At 60.8% G+C, this 12,168-nt stretch carries 10 protein-coding genes; 4 read left to right on the top strand and 6 right to left on the bottom strand.

The window, feature by feature from the left end:
- The first annotated feature begins 619 nt into the window (after positions 1-619).
- Both HU762_RS21695 and HU762_RS21690 read left to right on the top strand, forming a co-directional pair.
- On the top strand, positions 620-1,855 hold the full coding sequence (locus tag HU762_RS21695; protein ID WP_186640506.1) for an aminotransferase class I/II-fold pyridoxal phosphate-dependent enzyme: 1,236 nt from the start codon (positions 620-622) through the stop codon (positions 1,853-1,855).
- Between the two features lie 12 nt (positions 1,856-1,867).
- The gene (locus tag HU762_RS21690) at positions 1,868-3,031 is read left to right on the top strand and encodes an MFS transporter (RefSeq protein WP_186640504.1); all 1,164 of its coding nucleotides are present in this window, start codon (positions 1,868-1,870) and stop codon (positions 3,029-3,031) included.
- Here the strand turns inward: HU762_RS21690 and yiaY are convergent.
- On the bottom strand, positions 3,028-4,176 hold the full coding sequence (gene yiaY / locus HU762_RS21685; RefSeq protein ID WP_186640502.1) for an L-threonine dehydrogenase: 1,149 nt from the start codon (positions 4,174-4,176) through the stop codon (positions 3,028-3,030). The genes HU762_RS21690 and yiaY overlap by 4 nt on opposite strands.
- Before the next feature lie 141 nt (positions 4,177-4,317).
- Here yiaY and HU762_RS21680 point away from each other — a divergent pair, with 141 nt between their 5' ends.
- On the top strand, positions 4,318-5,337 hold the full coding sequence (locus HU762_RS21680) for a DUF4917 family protein (RefSeq protein WP_186640668.1): 1,020 nt from the start codon (positions 4,318-4,320) through the stop codon (positions 5,335-5,337).
- Positions 5,338-5,378: 41 nt separating this feature from the next.
- Here HU762_RS21680 and HU762_RS21675 read toward each other — a convergent pair whose 3' ends face one another.
- The 5 genes from HU762_RS21675 to HU762_RS21655 all read right to left on the bottom strand — a co-directional run bounded on the left by HU762_RS21675 (position 5,379) and on the right by HU762_RS21655 (position 9,600).
- Entirely contained in the window at positions 5,379-5,960 is a 582-nt protein-coding gene (locus tag HU762_RS21675) for a DJ-1/PfpI family protein (RefSeq protein WP_186640500.1), read from the bottom strand.
- Between the two features lie 124 nt (positions 5,961-6,084).
- A complete protein-coding gene (locus HU762_RS21670; RefSeq protein ID WP_186640498.1) occupies positions 6,085-7,302 on the bottom strand; it encodes an SAM-dependent methyltransferase in 1,218 nt (405 codons plus the stop codon).
- A gap of 231 nt (positions 7,303-7,533) precedes the next feature.
- A complete protein-coding gene (locus HU762_RS21665) occupies positions 7,534-8,151 on the bottom strand; it encodes a TPM domain-containing protein (protein ID WP_186640496.1) in 618 nt (205 codons plus the stop codon).
- Between the two features lie 28 nt (positions 8,152-8,179).
- Positions 8,180-8,908, bottom strand: a complete 729-nt coding sequence (locus HU762_RS21660; protein ID WP_225923591.1) for a TPM domain-containing protein — start codon at positions 8,906-8,908, stop codon at positions 8,180-8,182.
- A gap of 83 nt (positions 8,909-8,991) precedes the next feature.
- Positions 8,992-9,600: a LemA family protein gene (locus HU762_RS21655; protein WP_186615082.1), complete on the bottom strand. Its 609-nt coding sequence runs from the start codon at positions 9,598-9,600 to the stop codon at positions 8,992-8,994.
- 261 nt (positions 9,601-9,861) lie between these two features.
- Here HU762_RS21655 and bglX point away from each other — a divergent pair, with 261 nt between their 5' ends.
- Positions 9,862-12,153: a beta-glucosidase BglX gene (gene bglX / locus HU762_RS21650; protein WP_186640492.1), complete on the top strand. Its 2,292-nt coding sequence runs from the start codon at positions 9,862-9,864 to the stop codon at positions 12,151-12,153.
- Positions 12,154-12,168 lie beyond the last annotated feature (15 nt).

The following is a 12,168-nucleotide window of genomic DNA, read 5'->3' as shown; positions in this document are numbered from 1 at the left end:
GAATCAGAACCACCGGTGGATATTCAGCGAGACGTCCGACCCGGATGGCGGCCAATTTCGCCTTTCGCCGGGTGCCTGTCGACGCTCATGATGGTGGTTCTCCCACTTTTGCGACCCGTTTCAGACACCTTCGTTCGATCGTGAGCGATGTTTCCCGGATAAATGTTGCTCGACCCTCGCATGGTCCAGCCCTCCGTATTCATGAGTAAAGGGGCATGCTTACCCCGTATTTCATTCGAAACGATCAAAGACTCAAGGTTTGGGAAAAACACTGGCGCCACGACGAACGGTGGCGTGAATCAGATGCCCGAGCTGCACCTGGTCGCATCACATCGGAAGCGACGCTGAAGATATTCAAGATTCGTTAAGCAGTGGGTTGCCCGTGCACCGGAACAAGCAAGCCCAACAGATACGGGGGTCAAGACGCAGCTCCGACGCTGTAAATGGATTCCCCGTCCAAGCCCTTAGGCAAGGTCCTACATAGAAGTCTCCGGTAACACTCAAACACACCGGAAACGGCCGATTCAAAGCCCCACCCGCCAATCTGTAAAGTCTGGAAACACACAGATGATGAAACGCCCCTACGGACAGCATGCTTAACCAAGGAATGTAATAACCCATGAACCAGACTTCGCAACCGACTCATCACTTCAGCAACTATCGCAAAATCGTTTCCCTGGCAGATCAGGATTGGCAACGCGCCGAAACCGCAAAAGTCACAGGGCTGAATGTCGAGGTCAAGACGCCCAATGTTCTCGTCGACCAATACGGCCGCACCCTGCAACACTTTGGCACGACGTCCTACCTGGGCCTGGATTACCACCCTGCCCTGCTGGATGGCGCCATGACCATGCTGTGGGAAACCGGGACCCTGCGCATCGCCAATTCGAGAAATCGCTGCCGGCTGGCGATCCTGGACCAATACGAAAACCAACTGTCGGAATTGTTTGGCGCCAGTTGCCTCAGTGCGCTGTCCTGCAGCGCGGCGAGCGCGGGGATCCTGCCGCTGCTGGCCAGCGGCGCGCTGACGGGCAACCGTCCGCCGGTGATGGTGTTCGACAAGCAGGCCCATTACTCGATGAACCACATCAAGGCCGCGTGCGCCGACGAAACCCAAGTCCTCACCTGCCCGCACAACGACATGGATTTTCTCGAAGACGTGTGCAAACGCCAGGGCAACGTAGCCTACGTGGCCGACAGCGCCTACAGCATGGGCGGCATGGCGGACCTGGACAGCTTGCTATACCTCAAGCAACGCTATGACCTGTTTCTTTATGTGGACGATTCCCACGCGCTGTCCACTGTAGGGAAATCCGGCATCGGCCTGATGCGCTCGCGGGTGCACACGGTGGATGAGCGCACCTTGATCGTCGCCTCGCTGGCCAAGTCATTCGGCGCCAGCGGCGGGCTGGCCATGTTCGGCAATGAACGGCACAAGACGCTGGTGCAGCGTTACGGCGGCCCCAGCAACTGGTCGCAAAGCCTGAATTCGGCGGCGATCGGCGCCGGCATGGCCTCGATCCGTTTGCATCGCAGCCGCGAATTCCAGACCTTGCAGGAGCGTTTGCAGGCTAATATCCGCTTCTTCGACAGCCTCATCCGAACCGAACAGTACGCCAGCCCCATGGCAATCCGCCTGGTGAACTGCGGCGAGGCGGCCGTGGCCACCCGCCTGGCGGTCGAACTGGCCGACCTGGGGTATTTCACTTCAGCGGTTTTTTTCCCCGTGGTACCGCAAGACAAGGCCGCAATCCGCATCACCCTGCGTGCCGACATGGAGGCGGACGTGATTCGTTCGTTCTGCGAGCGGGTCATTGACCGGCTGCTGGCCCATGGGCGTGACATTCGCCCTTGAAACGAGCCCCTGATGAAGAACAGCACAACCCTGATCGTCACCTGCGCCACCGTCTTCCTGGCCCAACTGGGCATGAGCATCTACTTGCCGGCCCTGCCTGATATCGCCCAAGACCTGGGAGCCGACGCGGCGCGGGTGTCGTGGGGTTTGCCGGTGTACCTGATTGGCATGGCGTTACCAATGCTGTTATGGGGCAGCCTGAGCCAGCGGCTCGGGCGCAAGCCTGTCCTGCTGGCAGCCTTGGCGCTTTACGGCCTGGGCAACCTGGCCTTGCCGTTGGGCACGTCCATAGAGGCGTTCCTGACGCTCAGGTTGATCCAGGGTATCGGCGCCAGCGGCATTTCCGTCATGGCGCGAGTGCTGATACGCGACAGTTTCAGTGGCGATCTGCTGGCCAAGGCCCTGTCCTGGATATCGATCGCCTTCGTGGTGGCCCTCGGCATCGGCCAGTACCTGGGCTCGCTGATCCAGGCGGCGTTCGGATGGGAGGCGATCTTCCTGGGATTGGGCGCGGCCAGCCTCGCCATGGCAGCGGCAGTGTCCAGGGCCCGCTTCCCGGTCCTGACCGAGGCAAGCAACGGGCAATCGGCGTGGTGGGTGTACGGGCGGATACTGCGCCATCGCGGATTCCTGTTGCCAGCGCTGGCAGGAGGATTGGGCTATGGCGTGATCATCGCTTTCAACACGGCTGCGCCCCTGATCCTGCAGGAAAGCTTTCACTGGTCAGCGATAGAATACGGTCTGTTGGGTTGGCCGATCAGTGCGGCGTATTTGTTGGGCGCGCTTGCGGTGAATGCGTTTGTATTGCGCACGGGCCAGCGGCGGCTGATGGGCTGGGGCATCGCCCTGGTTTTGGGTGGCAGCATAACCATGCTGGCGGGCAGTGTTTCACTGAGCAGCGTCGCCCTGCTGTTCTGGCTGCCTTACTGCTTCGCGGTGTTCGGCCAGTCGTTGAACTACCCCATCAGCCTGTCTTTGGCGAACGAGGGATCGCCAATCGCCGGCGCTTATGCGATGGCGTTGAGCGGTTTCCTGCACCAACTGATGGCCTCCTTGATCGGCGCCATGGCCAGCCTGTTATTGAGTCAACAGGCCTGGCCACTGGCGGTGCTATGCACGTTATTGGCGGCGGCGGCAATGCTCTGTACCAGGTTCACGCCACCGCGGACCGCCTAGAATGCGCTGCGGAAAATTTCTTCGATCTGCCGCTGGTCCGCCGCCCGTGGATTGGTAAGCCCGCATGCGTCTTTCATGGCGTTGGCCGCCAGGACTGGCACGTCGTTGAGACGCACGCCCAACTCGCGCAGGCCTGCGGGGATCTCCACGTCCAAGGCCAGGCTGCGGATCGCGGCGATGGCGACCTGCGCGCCTTCTTCCGGGCTGGAACCGTGCGCATCGGCCCCCATGGCAACAGCCACGTCGGTCAGCCGGGTGGCGCATACCATGGCGTTGAAACTCTGCACATGAGGCAACAGCACCGCGTTGCATACACCATGAGGCAAGTCGTAGAAACCGCCCAGTTGATGCGCCATGGCATGCACGAAACCCAGTGAGGCGTTGTTGAACGCCATGCCCGCCAGGAACTGCGCGTAGGCCATGTTCTCCCGCGCCGCCAGATCGTTACCATCGCGCACGGCCAGGCGCAGGTTGTTGCTGATGAGGGTAATGGCTTTCAGGGCGCAGGCATCGGTAATCGGCGTGGCGGCGGTCGAGACATAGGCCTCGATCGCGTGGGTCAATGCATCCATGCCAGTGGCGGCGGTCAGGCCCTTGGGCATCGCCACCATCAGCGCCGGGTCGTTGACCGACATCAGCGGCGTGACGTTGCGGTCGACAATCGCCATTTTCACATGACGGGTTTCGTCGGTGATGATGCAGAAACGGGTCATCTCGCTGGCGGTGCCTGCCGTGGTGTTGATGGCGATCAGCGGCAGTTGCGGCTTGCTCGAACGGTCGACCCCTTCATAGTCGTGGATCTGGCCGCCATTGGTTGCGCACAGCGCGATGCCCTTGGCGCAATCATGGGGAGAACCACCGCCCAGCGACACGACAAAGTCGCACTGGCTCTCTTTCAGCAAGCCCAACCCCAATTCGACATTAGCGATGCTCGGATTGGGCTTGGCACCGTCGAAAACCACCGAATCGACGTCTTGTAGCGCCAGCAGCTGGGCCACTTTGCTGGCGACCCCGGCCTTCGCCAGTCCCGCGTCGGTGACGATCAGGGCCTTGCGAAACCCGTAGTTGCGGATAGCGATCATCGCTTCGTCGAGGCAACCCAGGCCCATGATGTTCACGGCGGGAATGAAAAAAGTGCTGCTCATGGGACACGCTCCTGATAGAGGCCGGATCGGCAGGGGCGTACAGCATTGACCGACTGGTCACAACGTATCTTGATCTGGCTCAAGACTGGGTCGTGATAAAGTCACGTCCTGCCTTTGCCACGTGTTGAGATGACTTTAGTGATGACCGATTTCCAGGAATACGACGCCCGGCTCGAAGATTGGCAGACGTTGCGCACCAACACCGCCTTCAGTGGCTTGCTGGTGGGCAATGGCGCCAGCCGCGCCGTGTGGGACGATTTCGGCTATGACTCGTTGTTCGAGAACGCCCGCACCGTCGAGGAGAAACCCTTGAGCCCGTCGGAACTCAGCGTGTTCGACGCGATGCAGACGCGCAGTTTCGAACAGGTGCTCGGCGCCTTGAAAACCACCAGCCGGGTCAACAAGGCCCTGGCCGTCAGCTCCGCCGCACCGCGTAACCGCTACTACGCGATCAAGGAAGCGCTGATCAACACCGTCCACACCGTGCACATCCCGTGGCGGCTGGTGCAGCCCTCGACCCTGGCGAGCCTCAACCAGGAACTGGGCCGCTACCGCACCGTGTTCACCACCAACTACGACCTGCTGAGCTATTGGGCGATCCAGCATTCACCCGAAACTGTCACCGACCTGTTCCTCGGTGCGGACCATAGCTTCGACCTGAGCCAGGCCAACTCCGACAAACCTCGCCTGCTGTATCTGCACGGCGGCCTGCACCTGGTGCGTAACCAGGACGGCACGGCGCGCAAGCTCATCTCCACCGAAGGCACGCTGCTGGGCAGTTTCGCCATCAACAACACGCTCAAGACTCTCGACGACGTACCGCTGTTCGTCAACGAGGGGCCGAGCCAGGACAAACTCAAGACCATCCGCAGCAGTGACTATCTGTCGTTCTGCTACGAACAGCTGCTCCACCACCGCGACAACCTGTGTCTGTTTGGCCATGCCTTGGGCGAACAGGACAGTCATATCGCCCATGCCTTGCGCCTTGCAGCGCCGAGGACCGTGGCGATCTCGATCTACCCGCGCAGCCAGGCGTTTATCCAACATCAGAAGCGCCATTACGCCAAAGTATTCGAGGGACTGGACACCGAGTTGCGCTTCTTCGACGCCAAGAGCCATCCGCTGGGCGATCCGAAGTTGACGGTGCCGGTGGAGGTCTAGATTCGCAATCCGGGCTCCCCGTCCGGCACGTGGCGCTGGCCCTACAGGGTAATCGCCGTGCCCAACAGAGTCAGGAAGCCTGCCAGCCAGTTCGGGTGCGCCGGCCACGCCGGTGCCGTGGCAAGGTTGCCCTGGACATGCGCTTCGGTCACCGGAATATCGACAAACGTCCCACCCGCCAAGCGTACTTCCGGAGCACACGCTGGATACGCACTGCATTCGCGCCCCTCCAGGATGCCCGCCGCCGCCAGCAATTGCGCACCGTGGCAGACCGCGGCAATCGGCTTGCCCGCGAAGTCGAAATCGCGGACCAGTTGCAGGACCGTTTCATTCAGTCGCAGGTATTCCGGCGCGCGTCCGCCAGGTACCAGCAGTGCGTCGTAGTCGGCCGCCTGGACGTTGGCAAAGTCTTGATTGAGGGCGAACTGATGGCCAGGTTTCTCGCTGTAGGTCTGGTCACCTTCAAAGTCATGAATCGCCGTGCGCACGGTCTGCCCTGACGTTTTGTCTGGACACACGGCGTGCACCGTGTGGCCGATCATCTGCAAGGCCTGGAATGGCACCATGACTTCATAATCTTCGACATAGTCGCCAACCAGCATGAGGATTTTCTTGGCCGCCATGGAATGGGCTCCTTTGAAATGCGTGAGAAGTGAACGCATTAAAGGTAGCCCGCGGTATCGGCGAGCGAGCGCTGCCCCGTCACTAACTGACGGGCTGCACTTCAAGGAACGGCGCAGTGCGGATTCAGACGAGGTAACCGTCAGCCCGCAGCAGCGTTTCGAGGCAATGCTCGGTGATGTGATAGAACGCCTTCAGTTCCTGGATCTTGGCCAAAAGCTCGGTAGCGTCTACCGGTTCGGCGCGTTTGACCGCGAGGATCATCTTGTTTTTGTTGGTGTGGTCCAGGGAAATGAACTCGAACACCTTGGTCTCGTAGCCACAGGCTTCCAGGAACAGCGCCCGCAGGCTGTCGGTAACCATTTCGGCCTGCTGCCCCAGATGCAGGCCATATTGCAGCATCGGCTTGAGCAGCGCCGGGCTCTGGATTTGTAGGCGGATCTGCTTGTGACAGCACGGCGAGCACATGATGATCGAGGCGCCCGAGCGGATGCCCATGTGGATCGCATAATCGGTGGCAATGTCGCAGGCATGCAGGGCGATCATCACGTCCACCGCACGCGGCGCCACGCTGCGCACGTCACCGTGTTGGAAGTCCAGACCTGGGTGCTCGAGCCGCGCGGCAGCTTCGTTGCACAGCTTGACCATGTCCTCGCGCAGCTCCACGCCAGTGACCAGCCCCTCGGCCTGCAAGGTGTTGCGCAGGTAATCGTGGATGGCGAAAGTCAGGTAACCCTTGCCCGAGCCGAAATCCGAGACCCGTACCGGTTTGTCGAGCGCCAGTGGCGAAGACGTCAGCGCATGGCTGAAGACTTCGATGAACTTGTTGATCTGTTTCCACTTGCGCGACATCGCCGGGATCAGCTCGTGCTTGTGGTTGGTCACGCCCAGGTCGGCGAGGAATGGCCGGTTCAGGTCGAGGAAACGGTTCTTCTCACGGTTGTGCCCGGCAGACGGCACTTCCCGCAGTTGCTGGGGCTTGCTCTTGAACAGCGAGCTCTTGCCCTTCTTGCTGTATTCCAGCTGCGCCTCATCGGTAACCGCCAGCAGATGCGCGTTTTTGAACGACGCCGGCAGCAGTGCGGCAACGGTTTGCACACCTTCGGCGAGGGCAAAGTTCTTGGTGATATCGCGGGTCTTGTAGCGATAGACGAAGGACAGGCACGGCTGATCCTTGACCATCAGCTGCTTGATGATCAGCCGCTGCAGATCGGGTTCGTCACCGCAGTACTTGGCCAGCACCAGCTTGATGAACGCGTTCTGTTCGAGGCTGGTTTGCAGCAGCTCGATGAACTGGGCGTGATGATCCGGCGCGGGGCGGACTGGCGTGGCGGTGACAGACATGGAAAAGCGGCCTCGGGGCAGGCGAATCGGGAATGGCGGGTATTTTAGGGGGGATGGGATGCCAGGGCACGGGGAATTTCCTGTGGCGAGGGGATTTATCCCCGTTGGGCTGCGCAGCAGACCCAAAACAGGTAATAGGTCTCGCTGCCGTAACCGGTTATCGGCTAAAGGGGGCTGCGCCCCCATCGGGGATAAATCCCCTCGCCACAACGGTGTTCGACAGAGGTTTTGTTAGCCCAACACCACCAACCGATTCGGCAGTTCATTGCGCGCATGCGTTACCGGCACATGCGCCTTGAGCAGCTCGCCGCAGGCTTCGATACACGTCACGAAGCCCTCCAAGGTCTGCCCCTGGCGAACCTGCTGGGTAAACGCCGCGACTATGGCATCCCAGTGCTGGTTGTCGAGTCGCTTGGAAATGCCTTCGTCCACCAGGATTTCCACATACCGCTCGGCCTCGCAGACGAAGATCAGCATGCCGGTGCCGCCCACGGTGTGGTGCAGGTTCTGCTCGAGAAATTGCCGGCGCGCCAGGTTGGAGGCTCGCCAATGGCGCACGGAGCGCGGGATCAGGCGCGTGGTGATGAAGGGAATCCGAAACAGCAGGCACAACACGATGAAGCTGCTCCATTGCACCCACAACAAACTGTGCATGCTCAGCCATCCCGTCAGGTAATGCAGCACTCCGGGTACCACCAGCGCCAGCAAGCTGGCCCACAGCAGCGGGATGTAGGCGTAATCGTCGGCGCGGGCAGCAAGCACCGTGACCAGTTCGGCATCGGTGTCGCACTCGACCCGGGCGATGGCCTCGGCCACTTTGCGTTGTTCGTGTTCAGTCAGTAATGCCATGGTTAAAAATGCCTGCTCATTATGATTGTCACCAGCCGCCCGACGAACCGCCGCCTCCGAAACTGCCACCGCCACCGCTGAAGCCGCCGCCCCCTCCGCCACCGAAACCGCCACCGCTGCTTCGGGAGCCGCCGCCGGAGCCGCCGCCGCTCGGCAGGATACCGAGTACCTGGCAAACGAATATGGTCAGGATGAACAGCATCGCCAGAAAGATGAACAGCCCCGGATGGCGCTCGATGAAGTCGCCCTCATCCTGCCCGTCCGCGCTGTATACCGGGGCCGGCTCGTCCAGCGGGCTGCCGCCCAAGACCACGAGCATCGCCGCGACGCCGTCACTGATGCCCTTGTTGAAGTTGCCGGTCTTGAACGCCGGGGTGATCACCTGGTTGATGATTACCGAGCTCTGGGCATCGGTCAGCCGATCCTCCAGGCCGTAGCCCACTTCGATCCGCAGTTTACGGTCATCGCGCGCCACGATCAGCAGCGCGCCGTTGTTTTTGTCTTTCTGCCCGATGCCCCAATGGCGGCCCAATTGATAGCCGAAATCTTCAATAGTCGCGCCTTGCAGATCCGGCAGGGTAACCACCACCAGCTGTTCGCCAGAGGCCTGTTCATGGGCCTTGAGCTGCGCATCGAGTTGCGTACGAACCGACGGTTCGAGCATCTGGGCGCTGTCCACCACCCGCCCGGTCAGCGCCGGGAATTTCAAATCGGCCTGGGCCGTGACTGCAAATACCCAGAGCAACAGCGCAAACAAGCATTGAGCTGCAAGCCTCAAGCTGCAAGCAGTACCCGTTGCCTGAGCTTGAAGCTTGCAGCTTGGAACTTGAAGCTGCTCCATCAAAACTTCACCTCAGGCGCTTTTTCAGCGTTCGGGCTGGTGGCCTCGAAGGTCTCGCGAACCGGCAAGTCGCTGTACATCACGCTGTGCCACAGGCGCCCGGGGAAGGTACGGATTTCGGTGTTGTACTTCTGCACCGCCAGGATAAAGTCGCGGCGCGCCACGGCGATACGGTTCTCGGTGCCTTCGAGTTGCGATTGCAACGCCAGGAAGTTCTGGTTGGCCTTCAGGTCCGGGTAGCGCTCGACCACCACCATCAGTCGGCTCAACGCGCCGCTCAGTTGGTCCTGGGCCTGTTGGAACTGCTTGAGTTTTTCCGGATTGTCCAAGGTGCTGGCATCGACCTGGATCGACGTGGCCTTGGCACGCGCTTCAACCACAGCGGTCAGGGTCTCCTGCTCATGCTGGGCGTAGCCCTTGACGGTCGCCACCAGATTGGGGATCAAGTCGGCGCGGCGCTGATACTGGTTCTGCACCTGGCCCCAAGCCGCCTTCGCCTGTTCATCCAGCGTCGGAATATTATTGATGCCGCAACCGGCCAGTAGCGTGGTGAACAGCATCAGGGCCAGCATCTGCAGCGCGCTGCGGTGATTCAGTCGTGGATTCATCAGGTGAAGCTCTCCCTTGCATTGCATTAAAAAAACACCGCCACCTATCTTACCGGCGTCTGGGGCATAATCGCCGCCGCACTGGATCGAATCAGGTGTATGGGCTAAAAGATGCGCGGTGCGAAACTAAGTTCATCGGCACAGGTTCGAAAGTGTGCTGCATTTAGCTGGATAACACCCGAACAACAATAGCCGCTCCTCACATTTAGGCTGACCGGCGCGTACTGATCACCGCCCTTTAGGCTTGCGAGAAAACTATTCATGAAGAAGCTGTGTTTGCTGGGCCTGTTTGTCACCCTGGCCAGTCAATCCGTATTAGCCGACAACGTGCCAGCCCCCATAGAGAACAAGGACGCTTTCGTCAGCAACCTGATGAAGCAAATGACCCTTGAGGAAAAGATCGGTCAACTGCGCCTGATCAGCATCGGCCCGGAAATGCCCCGGGAGATGATCCGCAAGGAAATCGCCGCCGGCAACATTGGCGGCACGTTCAATTCCATCACCCGTGATGAGAACCGTCCGATGCAGGACGCGGCCATGCGCAGCCGGCTGAAGATCCCGATGTTCTTCGCCTATGACGTGATCCACGGCCATCGCACCATTTTCCCGATTCCCCTGGCCCTGGCCTCGAGCTGGGACATGGACGCCATCTACCGCTCCGGTCGTGTCGCGGCCAAGGAAGCGGCGGCTGACAGCCTGGACATTACCTTCGCGCCCATGGTCGATATTTCCCGCGACCCGCGTTGGGGCCGGACCTCTGAAGGCTTTGGCGAGGACACTTACCTGGTATCGCGCATTGCCGCGGTGATGGTCAAGGCGTTCCAGGGCAGCGGCGCCAACGCCGCCGACAGCATCATGGCCAGCGTCAAGCACTTCGCCCTGTATGGCGCGGTGGAAGGCGGCCGGGACTACAACACCGTGGACATGAGCCCGGTGAAAATGTACCAGGACTACCTGCCGCCCTATCGCGCCGCCATCGACGCCGGCGCGGGCGGGGTAATGGTCGCACTGAACTCGATCAATGGCGTGCCGGCCACCGCCAATACCTGGCTGATGAATGACTTGTTGCGCAAGGAATGGGGCTTCAAGGGCCTGGCGGTCAGCGATCACGGCGCGATTTTCGAGTTGATCAAGCACGGCGTCGCCCGGGACGGTCGCGAAGCGGCAAAACTGGCGATCAAGGCCGGCATCGACATGAGCATGAACGATTCGCTCTACGGCAAGGAGCTGCCAGGGCTGCTCAAGGCCGGCGAAATCGAGCAGAGCGACATCGACAACGCCGTGCGCGAAGTGCTCGCCGCCAAGTACGACATGGGCCTGTTCAAGGACCCGTACCTGCGCATCGGCAAGGCCGAAGATGACCCGGCCGACGTCTACGCCGACAGCCGCATGCACCGCGCCGATGCCCGTGACGTGGCGCGCCGCAGCCTGGTCCTGCTGGAAAACCGCAACCAGACCCTGCCGCTGAAGAAAACCGCGAAAATCGCCCTGGTCGGTCCGCTGGCCAAGGCGCCGATCGACATGATGGGCAGTTGGGCAGCCGCTGGCCGGCCTGCGCAATCGGTCACCGTGTACGACGGCATGACCCGCGCGTTGGGCGGCGAGTCGAAGCTGATCTATGCCCGTGGCGCCAATATCACCGGCGACAAGAAGGTGCTCGATTACCTCAACTTCCTGAATTTCGACGCGCCAGAAGTGGTGGACGACCCGCGCCCGGCCCAAGTGTTGATCGATGAAGCGGTGAAAGCCGCCAAGGAAGCGGACGTGGTCGTGGCCGCCGTGGGCGAGTCCCGTGGCATGTCCCATGAATCGTCGAGCCGCACCGAACTGAACATCCCGGCCAGCCAGCGCGAGCTGATCAAGGCGCTGAAAGCCACCGGCAAACCGCTGGTATTGGTGCTGATGAATGGCCGTCCGCTGTCGTTGCTCGAAGAAAAGCAACAGGCCGATGCGATCCTGGAAACCTGGTTCAGCGGCACCGAGGGCGGTAACGCCATCGCTGACGTGCTGTTCGGCGACTACAACCCGTCGGGCAAGCTGCCGATCACCTTCCCGCGCTCGGTCGGGCAGATTCCGACCTACTACAACCACCTCAGCATCGGCCGGCCGTTCACGCCGGGCAAGCCGGGCAACTACACGTCGCAGTACTTCGATGACACCACTGGCCCGCTCTATCCGTTTGGCTACGGCTTGAGCTACACCACGTTCAGCCTGTCGGACATGGCGTTGTCGTCCACCACGCTGAACAAGACCGGCAAGCTCGATGCCAGCATCACCGTGGAAAATACCGGCGAACGTGACGGTGAAACCGTGGTGCAGTTATACCTGCAGGACGTGACCGGCTCGATCATTCGTCCGGTGAAAGAGCTGAAGAACTTCCGCAAGGTCATGCTCAAGGCCGGCGAAAAGAAGGTCATCCACTTCACCATCACCGAAGACGACCTGAAGTTCTTCAATGCCCAGCTCAAGTACGCCGCCGAGCCGGGCAAGTTCAACGTGCAGATCGGCCTGGACTCCCAGGACGTGAAGCAGCAGAGCTTTGAGTTGCTCTGACTCATCCATGCCGCT

Source organism: Pseudomonas sp. SWRI92 (assembly GCF_014268685.1).
In the GTDB taxonomy this organism is placed as follows: domain Bacteria; phylum Pseudomonadota; class Gammaproteobacteria; order Pseudomonadales; family Pseudomonadaceae; genus Aquipseudomonas; species Aquipseudomonas marvdashtae.
This window is presented reverse-complemented; position numbering and strand designations above follow the sequence as displayed.